The organism is Spiroplasma endosymbiont of Colias croceus, assembly GCF_964020095.1.
GTDB lineage: Bacteria > Bacillota_I > Bacilli_A > Mycoplasmatales > VBWQ01 > Spiroplasma_E.
Map to the genome: position 1 here is coordinate 2,082,398 of NZ_OZ026536.1, position 17,654 is coordinate 2,100,051.

At 22.3% G+C, this 17,654-nt stretch carries 18 protein-coding genes and 1 pseudogene; 10 read left to right on the plus strand and 9 right to left on the minus strand.

Annotation, left to right across the window (positions count from 1 at the left end; translation table 4 throughout):
* The first annotated feature begins 3 nt into the window (after positions 1 to 3).
* The 4 genes from AACL24_RS13070 (at position 4) to aspS (ending at position 6,081) form a co-directional block, all read left to right on the plus strand.
* Positions 4 to 525, plus strand: coding sequence for an adenine phosphoribosyltransferase (locus AACL24_RS13070; RefSeq protein WP_339047219.1), 522 nt, complete (start codon positions 4 to 6; stop codon positions 523 to 525).
* Positions 526 to 538: 13 nt separating this feature from the next.
* On the plus strand, positions 539 to 2,791 hold the full coding sequence (locus AACL24_RS13075; RefSeq protein ID WP_252319154.1) for a RelA/SpoT family protein: 2,253 nt from the start codon (positions 539 to 541) through the stop codon (positions 2,789 to 2,791).
* Positions 2,792 to 3,062: 271 nt separating this feature from the next.
* Positions 3,063 to 4,355, plus strand: a complete 1,293-nt coding sequence (gene hisS / locus AACL24_RS13080; protein WP_252319155.1) for a histidine--tRNA ligase — start codon at positions 3,063 to 3,065, stop codon at positions 4,353 to 4,355.
* Positions 4,339 to 6,081: an aspartate--tRNA ligase gene (aspS, locus tag AACL24_RS13085; protein ID WP_338957448.1), complete on the plus strand. Its 1,743-nt coding sequence runs from the start codon at positions 4,339 to 4,341 to the stop codon at positions 6,079 to 6,081. Before hisS ends, aspS begins: the two co-directional genes overlap by 17 nt.
* A gap of 184 nt (positions 6,082 to 6,265) precedes the next feature.
* Here aspS and AACL24_RS13090 read toward each other — a convergent pair whose 3' ends face one another.
* On the minus strand, positions 6,266 to 7,171 hold the full coding sequence (locus AACL24_RS13090) for a hypothetical protein (RefSeq protein WP_339047222.1): 906 nt from the start codon (positions 7,169 to 7,171) through the stop codon (positions 6,266 to 6,268).
* Positions 7,172 to 7,206: 35 nt separating this feature from the next.
* Between AACL24_RS13090 and AACL24_RS13095 the strand changes: the two genes are divergently transcribed.
* The 3 genes from AACL24_RS13095 to AACL24_RS13105 all read left to right on the plus strand — a co-directional run bounded on the left by AACL24_RS13095 (position 7,207) and on the right by AACL24_RS13105 (position 8,517).
* Positions 7,207 to 7,578 (plus strand): hypothetical protein, encoded by a 372-nt coding sequence (locus AACL24_RS13095; RefSeq protein WP_339047224.1) that lies wholly within the window; start codon positions 7,207 to 7,209, stop codon positions 7,576 to 7,578.
* Positions 7,571 to 8,107, plus strand: coding sequence for a hypothetical protein (locus AACL24_RS13100; protein ID WP_339047226.1), 537 nt, complete (start codon positions 7,571 to 7,573; stop codon positions 8,105 to 8,107). Before AACL24_RS13095 ends, AACL24_RS13100 begins: the two co-directional genes overlap by 8 nt.
* A 119-nt stretch (positions 8,108 to 8,226) precedes the next feature.
* On the plus strand, positions 8,227 to 8,517 hold the full coding sequence (locus AACL24_RS13105) for a hypothetical protein (RefSeq protein ID WP_339047228.1): 291 nt from the start codon (positions 8,227 to 8,229) through the stop codon (positions 8,515 to 8,517).
* Between the two features lie 51 nt (positions 8,518 to 8,568).
* Here AACL24_RS13105 and AACL24_RS13110 read toward each other — a convergent pair.
* Positions 8,569 to 9,021, minus strand: a pseudogene (locus AACL24_RS13110) (transposase); the annotation flags it as partial.
* Between AACL24_RS13110 and AACL24_RS13115 the strand changes: the two are divergent.
* Genes AACL24_RS13115 through AACL24_RS13125 form a run of 3 tightly spaced genes read left to right on the plus strand, consistent with a single transcriptional unit; the run spans position 9,014 to position 13,384 of the window.
* Positions 9,014 to 9,166 carry a hypothetical protein gene (locus tag AACL24_RS13115; RefSeq protein ID WP_339047232.1) on the plus strand — a complete coding sequence of 51 codons (153 nt, stop codon included), beginning with the start codon at positions 9,014 to 9,016 and terminating at the stop codon, positions 9,164 to 9,166. The pseudogene AACL24_RS13110 and the gene AACL24_RS13115 sit on opposite strands and share 8 nt — an antisense overlap.
* Complete coding sequence (locus AACL24_RS13120) at positions 9,160 to 10,515, plus strand: hypothetical protein (protein ID WP_339047234.1); 1,356 nt, start codon at positions 9,160 to 9,162, stop codon at positions 10,513 to 10,515. The genes AACL24_RS13115 and AACL24_RS13120 overlap by 7 nt, the downstream gene beginning before the upstream one ends.
* A complete protein-coding gene (locus tag AACL24_RS13125; RefSeq protein ID WP_339047236.1) occupies positions 10,442 to 13,384 on the plus strand; it encodes a hypothetical protein in 2,943 nt (980 codons plus the stop codon). Before AACL24_RS13120 ends, AACL24_RS13125 begins: the two co-directional genes overlap by 74 nt.
* Before the next feature lie 960 nt (positions 13,385 to 14,344).
* Here the strand turns inward: AACL24_RS13125 and AACL24_RS13130 are convergent.
* The 7 genes from AACL24_RS13130 to AACL24_RS13160 all read right to left on the minus strand — a co-directional run bounded on the left by AACL24_RS13130 (position 14,345) and on the right by AACL24_RS13160 (position 17,641).
* Positions 14,345 to 14,617: a hypothetical protein gene (locus AACL24_RS13130; protein WP_339047238.1), complete on the minus strand. Its 273-nt coding sequence runs from the start codon at positions 14,615 to 14,617 to the stop codon at positions 14,345 to 14,347.
* Positions 14,618 to 14,620: 3 nt separating this feature from the next.
* On the minus strand, positions 14,621 to 14,803 hold the full coding sequence (locus AACL24_RS13135) for a hypothetical protein (RefSeq protein ID WP_339047240.1): 183 nt from the start codon (positions 14,801 to 14,803) through the stop codon (positions 14,621 to 14,623).
* Positions 14,804 to 14,955: 152 nt separating this feature from the next.
* On the minus strand, positions 14,956 to 15,282 hold the full coding sequence (locus AACL24_RS13140) for a hypothetical protein (protein ID WP_339047242.1): 327 nt from the start codon (positions 15,280 to 15,282) through the stop codon (positions 14,956 to 14,958).
* A complete protein-coding gene (locus AACL24_RS13145; RefSeq protein WP_339047244.1) occupies positions 15,273 to 15,920 on the minus strand; it encodes a hypothetical protein in 648 nt (215 codons plus the stop codon). The genes AACL24_RS13140 and AACL24_RS13145 overlap by 10 nt, the downstream gene beginning before the upstream one ends.
* A gap of 102 nt (positions 15,921 to 16,022) precedes the next feature.
* Positions 16,023 to 16,829 (minus strand): recombinase RecT, encoded by an 807-nt coding sequence (locus AACL24_RS13150; RefSeq protein WP_339047246.1) that lies wholly within the window; start codon positions 16,827 to 16,829, stop codon positions 16,023 to 16,025.
* 1 nt (position 16,830) lies between these two features.
* Positions 16,831 to 17,487: a PD-(D/E)XK nuclease family protein gene (locus tag AACL24_RS13155; protein WP_339047248.1), complete on the minus strand. Its 657-nt coding sequence runs from the start codon at positions 17,485 to 17,487 to the stop codon at positions 16,831 to 16,833.
* The gene (locus tag AACL24_RS13160) at positions 17,462 to 17,641 is read right to left on the minus strand and encodes a hypothetical protein (RefSeq protein WP_339047250.1); all 180 of its coding nucleotides are present in this window, start codon (positions 17,639 to 17,641) and stop codon (positions 17,462 to 17,464) included. The genes AACL24_RS13155 and AACL24_RS13160 overlap by 26 nt, the downstream gene beginning before the upstream one ends.
* Positions 17,642 to 17,654: the final 13 nt, after the last annotated feature.

The following is a 17,654-nucleotide window of genomic DNA, read 5'->3' on the forward strand; positions in this document are numbered from 1 at the left end:
GCAATGACAAAAGAATCATTAAAAAAAATTATTATTAATATTCCTGATTTTCCAATTAAAGGTATCCAATTTAAAGATATTAACCCAATATTAAGTAATCCAGAAGCATTTCAAAGTGTTGTTAATATTTTTGTAGATTTTATTAAAAAATGTGGAGCAACAGCAATTTTAGCACCTGAAGCAAGAGGATTTATTTTTGGTGCTGCTATAGCATATAAGTTGGGTATCAAATTAGTTCTTGCACGCAAAAAAGGTAAATTACCAGGTAAAACCTATAAAGTAACTTATGATTTAGAGTACGGTACTGCTATATTAGAAATGCAGCAAAATGTACTTTCAACAAAAGATAAAGTAGTAATAATTGATGATTTGATTGCAACTTCGGGAACAATTAATGCTTGTCTTAATTTAATAAAACAAAGTAATGCTCAATCAGTTGGGATTGCTACTTTAATTTTGCTTTCTGAATTTGCTAATAAACATCATTTTGATAATATTCCGCTGTTAGAAATAATTCAGTTTTAATAAGTAGTAAATAATGAATAATTTAACTTGTAAAGATTTTAACCAATTATTAGCGGAAGCAAAAACATTTATCAAAGATCCTAAGCAAATTACAAAAATTAAAGTAGCTTATGAATATGCATTATTAAAACATAAAGATCAATATCGAAAGAATGGTGATCCTTATGTTTATCATGTTTTATCAACAGCATATAATTTAGTATTATGACATTTAGATGTCTCTTCAATACAAGCAGGATTTTTACATGATATTTTAGAAGATACACCAACAACTTTTGATGAGTTAGTAGCAGAATTTGGTTTGGAAGTTGCTAATTTAGTTTTAGCTGTAACTAAAGTTAGTCATTTTGCAAAAGAAAAAAGAAATGAAATTAAAGCTAATTATTTACGTAAATTATATTTAAGTTTAGCTCATGATATTCGTGTCATTATTATTAAAATGGCAGATCGTTTACATAATATTAGAACTATTAATTTTTTAAATCCCGAAAAACAAATAATTATTGCTAAAGAAACTTTAGAAGTTTATGCTTCTATTGCTCATCGTCTAGGTATGCGTAAATTACAATCAGAACTAGAAGATCGTTCTTTTGCAGTATTACATCCTAAAGAGTATAAAAAAATTGATAACCTTATTAATTTGGATCGTGAAAAACGTGAAAAATTAGTTAATGAAATTATTAAAGAATTAAGTAAAACATTATCACAACATAAAAATTTAATTTTTAAAATTTATGGTCGTAGTAAACACTTATATTCTATTTATCGTAAAATGTATTATTTTGGAAAAGATTTTGATGATATACATGATATTTTAGCAATTAGAGTTGTTACTAATTCTATTGATAGTTGTTATGCCATTTTGGGTTATATTCATCAAAGTTTTACTCCTGTTCCGGGTAGATTTAAAGATTATATTGCAACACCAAAAAATAATATGTATCAATCATTACATACATCTGTTGTTTTTGATAATGAAATTTATGAATTACAAATTAGAACTGAAGAAATGGAAGATTTTGCTGAAGCAGGTGCAGCTTCGCATTGAAGATATAAAGAAGGGGAAAATAAAAATCCTAAGAAACGTCAAGCAGAAATTGATGAAAAATTAAATATTTTTCAAGAAATATTAAATTTAAATGACTTAAATCCAAATGTTGATGAAAACATATTAGCAGATAATATTGCCAAAGATAATAATTTAGAAAAAGAAATTCGACAAGATATTTTTAGTGATTTAATTTATGTATTAACTCCAAATGGTAATGTTATAACATTACCATTTGGTTCAACTGTTTTAGATTTTGCTTTTAAAGTTCATACTGAAATTGGTGAAACAACAGTAGGTGCAAGAATAAATGGTATTTACTCTCCTATTAATACTGTTTTAAAATCAGGTGATATTGTTGAAATTAAAACTGCTAAAACTGCACGCCCTTCTCGTGATTGATTAAATATTGTTAAGACTAATTTTGCTCAACATAAAATAAAAAAATATTTAAATAATCAGCAAGAAAAATTTAATCAAGAAAATAAAATTAAAGATACAGAAAACAAAGAGAAAATAAAAAAAACAAAGGAAAAAATAGAAGAATATATTATTGAAAATCACATTCGTTGAAAAATTGCAAAACGTAATGTTATTATGTCAAGAATTAGATCATTAAAATATAAAACGTATGAAGATTTTTGCTTAGATGTTGCTAATGGAACTTATACAATTGAACAGGCGGTTACTACTATTTTATATAGTGATTCAGTAACATTTCAAGAATTAAAAACTAAACAACAAACAACAATGAATTTAAGTAGTAATAATGAAATTATTATTGAAAATGCCCCCAATACTAAAACATCATTGGCTCATTGTTGTTTACCTATCCCTGATGAACCAATTGCGGGTTATATTACTAAAGGGCAAGGTATTAAAGTTCATCGTTTAATTTGTCCTAATGTTAGTTTGCCAGAGCGTAAAGAACGTATTATTGATACTAAGTGAAATTTATTAGCAACCAGTCATCATCTTTATAATTCAAAAATTCAAATTCAATATTTAGATCGACCAGCATTGATGACTGATGTTTTAAATATTTTGGGCTATTTAAAGGCACAAATTCAAAGTATTGATGCTAATAATAAGCTTAAGGAAAATCATGGAAGTTTAAAAATTTTAATTAAAGTTTCTAATATTGAACGTTTACATCAAATTATTTCATCAATTAAAAAAATTCCTGATATTATTGCAATAAACAGAATAATTATGTAATATTTTAGTATAATATTTTCAGCATTTATTTCAGCATTTAAAAGTAAATTTAGGGTAAACATTAAGAGACAGTGTGGTTGGTGCAAACATTGGTTAACTAATTTTATGACATTAAATAGCTTGTATTATTAATTAATTAAATATGATAAATTATAATTAAGTGCATTTACTTTGTAAATGAATTAGGATGGTACCGGGTTAAGAAACGTTCCTAAAATAAAGGAACGTTTTTTTAGAAGATTTATTTTTTATTAAAAGGAGTAAAAAAAGTATGCAATTTCAAAAAGCAAGAGGAACACGTGATATGTATAATGAAGAGGTTATTATATATCGTAATATTATTAAATCTTTAACACAGTGTGCAATTAAATATAATTATCAAGAATTTATTACTCCTATTTTTGAAAATGCTCAACTATTTTTACGAGCCGTGGGAGATACAACTGATATTATTCAGAAAGAAATTTATCAATTTAATGATAAAAATGATAGATTATTAGCTCTTCGTCCTGAAGGAACAGCGGGTATTGTTCGTGCTATAATTGAAAATAAATTATATAAATCTAAGCAAACGTTAAAGTATTTTTATTATGGTTCAATGTTTCGATATGAAAGACCTCAAAAAGGGCGTCAACGTCAATTTAATCAATTTGGTATCGAAACTGTTGGTGTTAAACATCCTTTAGTTGATGTTGAAGTAATGATGATGGCCCTAGAAATGATAAAAAGTTTTTCAATACCAAATTTAACTTTAAATATTAATTATTTTGGATCTAATGAAACAAAAAATAAATACCAAATAGCACTTAAAGAACAATTATTAAATCAAAGTAAGCAATTGTGTGAAAATTGTCAAATTAGAGTTAAAGTATCGCCGTTAAGAGTTCTTGATTGTAAAATTTGTACTAAATTAAATTTAGAAATACCATATTTAAATGATTTTTTAACTAATGAAGAAAAAACATATTTTACAACCATTATTAATAGTTTAAAAAATAATAAAGTTAATTTTATTATTGATGAGCATTTAGTTCGTGGTTTAGATTATTATAATGGTATTATTTTTGAAATAACTACTATTGATTCACGAATTGGTGAAAGTCAAAATACTTTACTTGGTGGTGGTAGATATGATAATTTATTTAATGAATTGGGTTCACCATTAAAAATACCTGCTATTGGTTTTGCAATTGGTATTGAAAGATTAATGTTATTATTGGTAGAAAATAAAAATATTAATAAACCACCAATTATTGATTTACAAATTATTGCTTTAAGCGAATTAGGATTAATAATAGCTTCCGATTTATTATTACAATTACGTAAAGAAAATTATCATATTGATATGGAATATAATTTATATCAAGATAAAAATAAGTCACAGATTATTGATCGTAGTTTAGCCAAAAATATACTATTTTTAAAAGAAAAAAATCAGGTTAGTTTTTATTCTTTTGTTAAAAAAGAAATGATAAAATTAATTTTTGATACTGAACAGCAATTGCTTAGTAAGGTTAAAAATCTATTATTAGAGGAGAATGAAGAATATGGAAAAACTCTTTAGAACTCATACATGTGGTAATTTAACGCAGGGTGATATTACAAAAGAAATTATTATTAGTGGTTGAGTTAAAGATATTCGTATTAATAAATTTGGTATTTTTATTGATTTACGTGATATGTATGGAACAACACAAGTCATTGTTAAACCAGATAACGGATATTATCAAGAAATAAAAAATGTTAAAGTTGAATCTGTTTTAAAAGTAATTGGAACAGTTGTCTTACGAAAAAATAAAGATGCAAAAACTGCTAATGATATGATTGAAGTAGTAGCAAAAGATATTGAAATATTAAGCAATTCTATTAATTTACCATTTGTTATTAAAAATGATAATACGCTTGCTAGTGAAGAATTACGTTTACAATATCGCTATTTAGATTTAAGAAGACCAGCAATGAATTATAATATTAAATTTAAACACCAAGTTCTTAGTTGCTTACGAACATTTTTGAATCAAAATAATTTTTTAGAAATTGATACTCCTTGCTTAACAAAATCAACACCAGAAGGTGCTCGTGATTTTTTAGTTCCTGCTCGTATTCAAAAAAAACATTTTTATGCTTTACCACAATCACCACAAATTTATAAGCAATTATTAATGATATCAGGTATTGACAAATATTATCAAATTGCTAAATGTTTTCGTGATGAAGATTTTCGTGCTGATAGACAACCCGAATTTCAACAATTAGACTTAGAAATGGCATTTACTACTAGTAAAGAAATTAAATTAATAGTAGAAAATATGATAATAAGTCTTTTTAATACTTTAAAAATTGGTAATATTCCCTCAACATTTTCATCGATTACCTATGATCAAGCAATGGATTTATATGGTAGTGATAAACCTGATTTGCGTTGTACATGTAAGTTAATAAATATTAATATTAACAATAATAGTGATGGATTTATTTATAAGGGTTTTATAGTTAATGATAAAATGAATGAAACAACTATAAAAAAAATAACAGAAATTAGCAATCAGCATGGAGGAAAAACATTAATAATTTATGACTTAATTAAGAAAAAAATTATTCATAATAATTCTAAAGTAAAGTTTGATGATTTAGTTTTAGCAGAAGAAATATCAAAAATAAAATATAATAATAATTTTTTAATTTTCGTATATGAACAACAAGATGTTGCTAATAAAGTTATGGGTGCTATTAGAAGTTTTTATATTAATGATTTGTCAAAACGAATTAATCATAAAGATTTTATGAATAATATTGAAAACTTTGAATTTATTTGAATTATTGATTGACCAATGTTTGAACAGGAAGAAAATAAATGACAAGCTTGTCATCATCCTTTTACAAGTCCAAAAAATCCTGAAAAATTATTAGATATAAAAAATAAAGATTTAGGAACTTTAACTGCAGATGCTTATGATTTGGTTTTAAATGGTTTTGAAATTGCTGGTGGGAGCATTAGAATTCATGATTATAAATTACAAAAAAAGATTTTTGAATTATTAGATTTAAGTAAAACAGAAATTGAAAATAAATTTGGTTTTTTCTTATCAGCTTTTAATTACGGAGTTCCTCCACATGGTGGTATTGCTTTTGGCATTGATCGTTTATTAATGATTTTAATTAAGAATGAATCAATTCGTGATACTATTGCTTTTCCTAAAAATAATCGTGGTATTTGTTTATTAACAAATAGTCCTAGTGAAATTTCATCTGATCAGTTATCAATATTAAATTTGGAATTTAAGAAGTAAAATTTTAATTTTAAAGTGATTAGAAGTTTAATAAAATTAGAAAATATAAATATTAAAAATCTCTAATGAAAAATAATTAAATTGTTTTTCATTAGAGATTAATTATGTAATTTAATTGAAATCAATTTTTCAATAATGTTAAATTAATAATTATTAATTTCAATTATATTTTTTTTGATATTTGTTAATATTCAAGTTCAATAAATGGTTCACTATCTTTGGTTTTTAGATGTCATATAGCTGGTAAATTTTTTTGAACTAAAGTAAAGACATTATTTGGTGGTAAGCATTTATAAAGTGAACCGTCATTAGTTTTAGTTTTTCCATCTCCGTTTCATGTAGTAACATATAAAAAATTTGTATTTTTATTAAAAACTAATGATAGTACTCCGCCTTTTATTCCAGACATTGGTTTAAAGTTTGTTTCTTCTGCTAAACATTTGTAAACTTCACCATTACTAGGAGATTGATATGAACCGGTTCAAACTCCTGCATAAATATTATCATCATTGTCAAAAGTTAAAGAAGAAACAGATTTATTTATACCATCCATTTTTTTAAAAGTATTTTGATTTTTTTGATATTTATAAACGTTACCTTTAAAATTACTTTCTCTAGTACCTATATAAACATTTTCATTTTTATCAATAGCTATTGTTCATATTTCACCATATATTCCTAATATTGGTTTAAAGTTTGTTTCTCCTGCTAAACATTTATAAATAGCACCATGTCAAGAACTATTTCTAGTTCCAAGATAAAGATTACCTTTTGTATCAGTTGCTAAAGAACATATTTCACCAGGTATTATTAAATTTATTTTTGAAATTATAATTTTTTTATTATTATTTTTTATTTCTGCTTGTTGTTGATTTTCTATTAACTGTGTTTCTAATTCTGTAATTTTATTTGCAAGATTTGTAATTATTTTTCTTTTATCTAATGCATCTCTTTCTGATTTTGCATAGAAATCACTTATTTCTTTTAAATCATCAAGAGTTTCTTGTAGTTTTTTATTTAATTTTTCAATTTTGGTTTTATATTTATTATTAGTTAGACTTTCTTTTTCTAATATAAGAATTAAAAACAATGAATTATATTTTAAATCATTTAAGGAGTGAAAAAATGGAAAATATTAAAGCAAACCAAGATTTATTAAAAGATAACGTAATTCCTTGCTGTTGAAGTGAGGTTAATAAAGATGGAAAGCTCATTACTAACTGTCCTAATACCCCAACTAAAAGAGATGAAGATAATCATCAAATTAGATATTTTTGTGAAGAACATATGAAAAAAGTTGAAGAAATAAGATATATAATGTACTTGAAAATGAAAGAAAAATACGAACCAAATTTAAATATTATTAATAAAGAAAAATTATTTGAATATTGTAAAAATAAATTTTTAGAATTAAAAGAAGTAAATTTAAACAATCAAGCAATAGGGTATTGAGATATTTATATGAAAATTGAATATGGAGAATTTGATAATGAATAATTATTTACTTTCAATTGACCCAAGTATTAAAAATACTGGATTTACTTTATGAGAAAAATTTAAGCATTATTGTGATAAAAAAGAATGTTTAAAAATATATTATTGAAAACCAATATGAATAAGTAGTTATAGTTTTAATAATAAAAAATTAGATTTTATTGATTTTCAAAATGAGATATTTTTTCATAGAACAAGAAATGAAGATATAAATTTAATTATTGAACGTGGTACTTTTCATTCAAAAAATGGTATTGGTTATGAAACACAAGAACATTTGAGAGGTTTTATTGCTGGACAATTTAATAAACTTATAACAAAAGATATGTTAATAAGTCCTAGTAAATGAAAAAAATGATATATAGATAATATTATTACTAATATTTCTTTAAGAAATTGAAATAAAAAAATAAGTGAAGATATATGTTTTTATTTAAATGAAAAATATGAATGAAATATTGATATTAATAATCATGATGAAGCAGATAGTTTATTAATTGGTTGATATTATTTAAATAAGGAGAATAAATAATGACATCAGTAGAAATATGAATACTTAGTTTAGTAACAATAATAATTGGAGTATTAGTTTTATTTGGAATTACTGTGTTTATTGCATATTTAATAGATTTAATAAAAGGAGAATAAATAATGAAAACTAATTTTATAAAAATTAAATGTATGGCTAAAGATTGTAAAGTGCAAATTATTATTGAAGTAAATAAAGTAATTATTGATAATAAAGAACAATTTGAACCAAAAGAAATGTTAAATTTTTGTCCAATACATAAAGAACAATTTAATAATAAATTAAAAGAAATTAAACAAAATTATTCTAAAAAAGAATTACAAACTAAATTTGCTAATGATATTGCTACTAATATAACAGAAACATTTAAGAAAAAAATAAACCTCATTAAGAGGTTTATTATTTATAAATAATTAAATTTTAGAGGCTTTTATGTAATCTGTGTATCTTTGTTTTACAAAGTACTAGTTTAGATTAATTCTATCTTTAAATTTTATCATAAAATGAGCAATTGCTGTATTTCAATTTTGAATGGGCATTGTTCATTTTTTTGTTATATTTTCAATTGCTAAATAAAATATTTTAAAAACTGCCATATCATTAGGAAAAACTTTTTTATTTCTGATAACTTTTCGTAATTGACTATTTACAGATTCAATAGCATTTGTTGTATAAATCACTCTTTTGATTTCTGTAGGATAACTAATAAAAACCATTAAATTATCTCAATTTTTATATCAAGATTTAGCAATTTGAGGATATTGTTTATTTCACTTATTTTCAAAGGATTTTAAAGCCTGGATTGCTTGTTCTTCACTACATGCAGTATAAATTGGTTTTAAATCTGCAACTAGAGATTTTCTATGCTTATATGAGACATATTTCAAACTATTTCTAATTTGATGAACTATGAATAATACTCCTAAAATGTTAGATTTACATGATGATACTTGAGATAGTGATATGTATGCTTTAATGCATGAAATGAAATGATTAATTAATGGTATTAATAATAAATTATTAATTGATAAAAATAAATTTAATGGTGATGAATTATGATAAATACAATGGAATATTTAAGTTGTGATAAATCAAATTGATATATTGACATACCTATGATTATTGCTCAAAAATCAACTAAATTATGATTAGGTAAAGGTTTTTTATTTAATTCAAGTAAAAAAGAAATATTAGATTATTTAAATGAAATGAATTTAAAAGATAAATGATTAGAAAAATTTTATAAATTTGGATTACAAAATAGTTTAATGGGTAAAGTATTTATAATGATTATAGTTAATGAAGATAATAGTAAATCACTTAAAATATTACCTAATAGTTTTTGTGGTAGAGTTGCTAAATATAATGAACAAGAACAATCAGCAGAATTTTATTTTATTAATGAACAAGCAGATTCAGCAACTTTAACTTGAGTAACAATACAAAATGGAAAAGTTAAATATGAAACATATAAAGATAATAATAAAGATATTATTTTAGGTTCTACAAGAACTAAATTAAAACCAAATATTACTCCATTAAAAACTTATGAAATTAAAAATCCATTTAATTATATACCTATTTTTGAAATTACTAATTTACCAATTATAAATTTATATGGTAATGCTACAACTTTAAATGCATATCCAGATTGTACACCAGTATGAGATTTAATTTGACATTTAAATCGTGTAATTAGACAAAAAAGATTAGAAAGAGAATTAAATGTTACTACTTTATTTGCTGCATTAGATAATGAAACAGTTAAAGAAATGCAAGAAAATGGTAATATTGCAGAAAATCCTAAAAAAGATATGTTTGTGAATGTTGGTAGTGCTGGTTATGATAAAAATGGTAATGGAGGTATGCAAATTATTCAAGGTGACCCTAAATTTAATGAATATTGATTAGATTATAATGGTACTGCTAAAGTAATATTTAATGGTGCTGGTTATGATTATGATGAACATGGTAATGATGTTTATACTAATAAAACACAATCAATGTTTAATAATAAATTTGATATGGGAACAACAGAAATAAAAATAGCATTTTATAGTGCTTATTTTTATCGTATATTTGATTTATTACTTATTAGTGAAAATTTATGAAATGGTATTGGAGAAAGACCTTATAGTTTTAAATTTATTCCAATTGCTATGACTGACCAAATAGTACAAGACCAAATTATTAATTCAAGATTAAATAATGGCACAATGACAATAATTGAAGCAATTGGTGAATATGATAATATTGACCAATTAATGGCTGAAAATAAATTAGAAAATATTATTAATGAAAATCAAAAATTAAAGAAAAATTTAGGAGGTAATGAAAATGAGCAGACATCAACAAATACAATTAATGAAACACGCTCATCTGAGATTAAAGATGCAACAAATATTAATTAAAAGACAAAGTCATTGAAAAATATTTCCATTTATTATAAATAATGGTGCTATACCTTTAACTGAAACTGGTTATAAACCAATTAATAGTAAAATAAGTGATTTTGGTCAATATGAATTAATATTAACTGGTAATACTCCAGTTGTATGTATTTGAAAAAATAGTACAAAAATATATCAAAAAAATAAAGGTAAAAAAGAACCAGAAACACATAAAGTTACTGGTCAAGATGAATTTTATACAAAAGAATATAAAATTGGTGATTATTGAAATGCTTATTTAATTGATGATACAAGTGGTGTTGATTTTAGTAATTTACCAAATAATCAAATATTTAAAACAGTACAAACTAAAAGACAGTATACTTTAGTAATGTTTGAAGAACATATTACAATTGATGATTATTTACAATTTTTTGTTGTATTTAATGATGAAAATGAAAATATTGGTGGTAATTCTCGTAAAAATCAAGATAGACAATTATTATATATTTCAAATGTAACAAATTATTATAGTCCTTATAATGGTGCATTTAGTATACAAGTATTAACTTTTAGTAGTTTAAATGATAGAGTAATTAGTAGTGGTCAAAATACACTTGATTTTGTACAATATGCTTCACCAGGTAGTGGTTATGCTTTTCCTACTATTCAACAAGGAAAAGTAACATTAAATCGTACTTTAATGTGTGATATAGGAGTAAGATATAGTCATAGACAAAGTTATGGATTAGAATTATTATCAAGTTGTTATTATTATGGAAGACCTATTATTCAAGGACAAAAACCAATACAACAAAATAATGAAGAAATATTTGAAAGTAAAGTATTTGCTTCAAGAAGATTATTTATTGCTGGTAATAATGAAAAATCTACAACTGATATTAAAAATAATGGTGGTTTACTTGCTGGTATAAATGATAAAATAACAACAAGTAGTCATCCAGAAACTACATTTTATAATATTATGGATGCAAAACCTACGGGATTTACTAATTTTAAAAATTTTACAGAATGATTAAAAACTTCATTAAATTTTCAAGATAATTTATTTGTAACAAAAGATTTTAAAGGTATGCTTTCTTTTGATAAAGATAAAGCAATAAAAAGTAATGGTACAGCAATTGGTAATGCTAAATTCTTTTGAGATAGTGAATGAAATATAAATAATTTAACTGGAAATTATAATGTTGATATGAGTAGTAATTTTAAATATAAAGACCCAGATACTCATTTAATTATTGGTAGTCCAACTGTTGATTATAGTAAAATATCACAAAAATATATGTCAGCAATATTAAATTTTAATAGTGTTGTATTTTCACCATTAATACAAATGCCTTATGATTCAAATCAATGATTACCATTTGCATTAAGTGATATACCTTTAATTGGTAAATTATTAAATGCTTTAACATTAGGTATTTGAAGTAGTTGAGTTATTACTCAAAATGTTCAACAATATAAAAAAATTTTATATTTTAATGGTTTTATGAGTGCATTTTTTACAAGTAATTTAGAAAATATTATTGGTAATGGTGGTTTAATTCCTTTAAATGCTTTTACAAATGATAATGATTTTACTATTGGTAAATTATTAGGTGCAAATGTTTCAACAACTGCTATGACAATGAAATTAAGTGATAGAGTAAGTGTTTATCCATGAGACCCTACTAGTGGTAAGAAATTAACTACTAAAGAACAAATAAGTACAATTGATTTATCACAAAAGAAAAATAATAAAGTTTATATTTTAGCAGAAGATACTGAATTTTTAGATATAGCAAGTCCTTTTACAAATGAAGATAAAAATTGTCAATGAAATCCTACTGCAAATGGTGTAATTGATGGTTCAAATTATCCTTATATTATTGATACAATTGTTACACAAAGTTTACATCAAGGAGAAGAAAGACATACATTTTATAGTGATAATCCTTTTACTTATCAAGGTGATTATAATGAAATATCAGTTGCTCAGTTTCGTTATAATAATATGGGTTATTTAACTGGTAATGCTTTTAATTGAACAACTTTATATAAATTAAATCATGATGAATATGAAGAAACTGAAGAAACTACTTTTAGTTATCCAGCAAAAATATTACCACCAAGTCCACAAAATATAGCTAAATCAATTGTTATTATTCCAAATTTAAAAATTGAAATGATAACAGATGATGTAGCATTAATAAAAAATGGATATAGTAATATAAAAGAATGAGAAGATAAAAATAAAAGTAAATTTAGTAAATATGAAATAGATTTAAATTCTTTATTAGACCCTACATTATTAATTAATACTTTTAATGATTTACAAAGATTTTATAAAAGTATCACAATATATTATAGTTATAAATTTGAAACAATATCAAATTCAAAGAATTCTGATTTAAATACTATTGATATTAATAGTGAAACTTTTAGACCGGCAAAAAGTGAAAACATAAGTAAAACTATTGATTTAAAAGATTTAAAAATAAACAAAGTTAATTTTCCAGAGGCTGACTGTTTTAGTAAATTTGGAACAATTGCTCCTAAAGAAGTTACTGATTATTTTGCAAATGCTTATTATAAAAGTATTTGTAATTATAATGTTTTTACTTCATATTCATTATGTGCTTATGCATTTGATTTAAAAATTAAGAAGTCTTATGATTCTTATGAACAAAAAATAAGTAATGATTATCCTATAGCATTTAGTATAATTAATAACTCTGAAAAATTAAATTGAATTATTTATTTACAAGGTAATTTAGGTAAAATAGAATATACCAATTCTGCACAAAGAGAACCTGATAAAAGTTGAGCATATAGATATATATCAAATATTAAATCTAATATTAATAAAATAGTTTTAAATTCGAGATAATTTGGTAAAATTAAAATATAATTAAGTTCTAGGAAGTGAATAAACATGTATTTTTTAAATCGTAATGAATTTTGACCATGATGAGGTAATTTTATAAATTCTCCTTACACAATTTCAATTGCCATGTCTTTGACATTTTTATTTCTAATGTTTGTACCATACAAATTATTTATTCGTTTTTGTGATAATAAAAATTTTAAAAATTATATATATATATATATATACCGCCTTAACTTTTTTATTTATATGTCCTTTACTTTTTTATTTTTTTGCTAATAATTTAAATATAAAAAGTGTTTATTATATATTTATTATTTTTGGATGTATTGAGTTATTATATTTTTATTTTATTCCAATAATTTTAAAATTAATTAAAAGATTTCCAAAATTAAAATCTATTTTTAAATTTAAAAGAAAACCTAAACAAAATAATATTTCCCCACAATCTTAAATATTAATGTATAATTAATTGTAATACTTATCAAGGGTTATAGAGAAAGATAAGTATATAATTTCACTGTTATATTAGTTATATTATTAGGTTGGAACCTAATTAAAAAGTTACCTTAATTGGTAACTTTTTTTATAAAAACTAAAAGAACCTAATTAAAGGTTCTAATGACTATCTGTTGCAATTAATAAATAAGACTGCTTTATTAAAGCTCCTAGTCGTCATTTATTTTGTCTTAGCAAGGGAAAATGATAAACCCTTTACTTTAAATCAGCTTGCCTGCTCTCTAAGAACACACCAGCAACTTTATTTCCAGTAGTATTTACCTGACTAGAATCTGACTTTAATAGTATTTTAAATTGAAATTTCATATTAATTATATCATATTTTCTATATTAAATATAGATAATTTAACTAATTATTCATTATCAAATTTATCCTTTCTAATTTTTTCATATATAAAATTTAATCTTTCCATTTCATATTTAAGTTCTTCAATTAATTTTTCTTTATTCATAATTTAACCTTTCTTCTTTTGTTTTTGGAAAATGATTATATGAACACATTTCTTGATTATCTAATTTAATAAATACTCTAATTTCATTTGGATATTGTTTATATGATAAAACTTTTCAATCAGCTAATTCATAACCTAATAAAGTACGGTCATCATCTAATTCACTACTTCCACCATTTCATGAAAAATATATTTCTGTATTTCTTGTATATATTTTAAAAACATTATATTTATCACTATATTTTAAAAAGTCTCATAAATTCATTATTTACTCCTTATTTTTTATTTCTTTAACTTTATTTTTAAATTGTTTTTTATGAAAATAACACATATTAAAAAATTGAATTACACTATCTTCTAAATTTACAGTTTTTAAAGTAACTAATACTTTACTATTACAATTTTTAACAATACATTTAAGTAATACTTTTTCTTGTTTTTGTTTTTGCATTATTTACTCCTTAATTTTTTCTAATTTTATTGTAAATTCAGAATTACCAGTTCATATAAATTTTAATATTCCAATTATTATTGCAGGAATAATTATTAAAATTAAAAATATTGGTACAAGTATAATTCTTAATAAAATAGCAAATATTTTCATTAATCAAATACTCCATTCTTTATTAATTGTAAAATAACATTTGTTTGTTCTATTGAACCATTTATATGATTTTCATTATAAAGTTTAGTTATTAATCTTTTATTATCCATATCAATACATAAATTTAAATAATCAATTAATTTTTGTTTATATTGTTTTATAGCAAATTCTTTTCTCTCTTGATTTATTTTATTAACTATTTTTCAATGATTTTCACAATAAACTCTATTATTATTAAAATCTTTATGTGGTTTAATTTTACTATATTCTTCACATCTTATATTATTTTCATAATAATCACATTGTCATCCAGTTACTATAATCATTTTTTATTCTCCTTGTTGTTTTCTTCTATAAATATTTCGAAATTAAATGGGCTTTTTCGTCCTTTGTATTTTTCGTTTTGCATTTTATTGTCCTTATTTAAATAATATCAACCAATTAATAAACTATCAGCTTCATCATGATTTGATATTTTTATATTTCAATTATTTTCTTTTATTAAATTTTCACACATAAACAAAGAAATATTTTTATCTCATTTATAATTTATACCATTTACAAATGTAATAGCAGAACAATATTTATCATTTTTTACATATCATTTCTTTCATTCACTTGGACTAATTAACATATCTTTTGTTAATAATTTATTAAATTGTCCAGCAATAAAACCTCTTAAATGTTCTTGAGTTTCATAACCAATTCCATTTTTACTATGAAAAGTACCACGTTCAATAATTAAATTTATATCTTCATTTCTTGTTCTATGAAAAAATATCTCATTTTGAAAATCAATAAAATCTAATTTTTTATTATTAAAACTATAACTACTTATTCATATTGGTTTTCAATAATATATTTTTAAACATTCTTCTTTATCACAATAATGCTTAAATTTTTCTCATAAAGTAAATCCTGTATTTTTAATACTTGGGTCAATTGAAAGTAAATAATTATTCATTATTATTTCTCCTTATTTTTATTTAAATTCATAACTAATATTTCTAAACATTTAATACATCAATTTTTACTTAATCAAATTCTTTTATTACATGTTCTACATTTATTCATTTTTAAATACCAAATTATCTAATTTATTTATATTTGCTTCTAATTGTTGAAAATTTGTATTATTTTCAATTACATTATTAGTATTTGGATTATCAATATATATTTTTTCTGTTTCAGTAATAATTGCTTGGTCATTTTCATATGCAATTTGCATTTCAGTACTCATAATTCCCCATTTTCTTAATAATTGAGTTAATACAGTTTTTAATGCCATACTATCAAAATCACTAACAACAAATTCTTTATTTTTTGCATAAGTTTTTGAATATTTTAAAAAATGTTTTTCAATTTGTTCTTTTGACATATATAAAATTTTTTCAAAACCATTTACTAATTGAAAATATGCTACATAACCAATAATAGGTTGTTTCAATCTTTCTAAATCATCTTGTATTCAATTAAATTCAATTCCCTTAAGTCTATCTACTTTTTTAATTTCTGTTAATCTAACATCACTTACATTAATTTCTTTATATTGTTGACTACGTAATGCTAATTGAATATAACCTTTATATCCCATTTGAAATTGAGCATTATTTACTTTTGTATTACTATCTCAATAAGGTACAATATAACAATAACCAAAATTCTTTTCTAAAGGTAAATTTAATAATACTGCTTGATAACAACTATTAATAATAGTATCTGGATATGCTTTATCTAAACCATATTGATTTGAAATTGCTAATACATTACTTTTAAATTTTTGAATTTCTAAATTATTAATAATACCTTTTTGTCTAATAAATTTTTCTACATTACCATTATTAATATTTTTCACTAATAATTCATTTGCCATTTTATTTTAATTCCTTTCATGTTCAAATTGCTTTTTCTCATTCAATTAATAATTCATTTGTTATTTCAACTTTTATTAATTCAATTTCATTTTCTTTAACTCAACATATAAAATGAATATTTGATAATTCATAATTATTATTTTTTAATAATCAATAATATGCTATTATTTGTAATTTTGATTTTTCTAATAATTCTTTAGTAAAAACTTTATAAGTTTTAAAATCTACTATTATATTTAAATTATTTTCTTTATAAATTAAATCTGGTGTTCCAGCAACAATATCATAATTAAATATTTTTTCACTAATATATTCATTATTATTAATAAATTTAATTGGTAAATATTCTAATAATGTATAACAATAATTTAAATAATTTTCGGGAAATAATTCTTTAATAATATTTTTAATTTGATTATTTATATTTTTAATAGTTATATTTTTAAAATATAATTCTGCTACTTTATGAACACAATTACCACGAATTCTTGCATTATTTATATTAAAACAATATTTACATTTATTACATTTACAATATGAATTACCTAAATAATAATCAAGTATTTTACTTACTGATATTAATTCTTTATTTTGAATAAAATATTGATGTGTTTCTTTTTTAAAAATTAAATTATTTTTTTGATTGTTTAATTGCATTTTTAATTAAACTCCTTATAAATCCATTAATTTTCATATTTTTTTCTTCACAAATTTCTTTTAATGTTTCATAATCTTTTTCAGTAAATCTTAAATGAACAATAATTTGTTTTATCATTAATTCTTCTGGTTTCTTTTTAGGAGCTGCTACCATTTTTATTCACTAC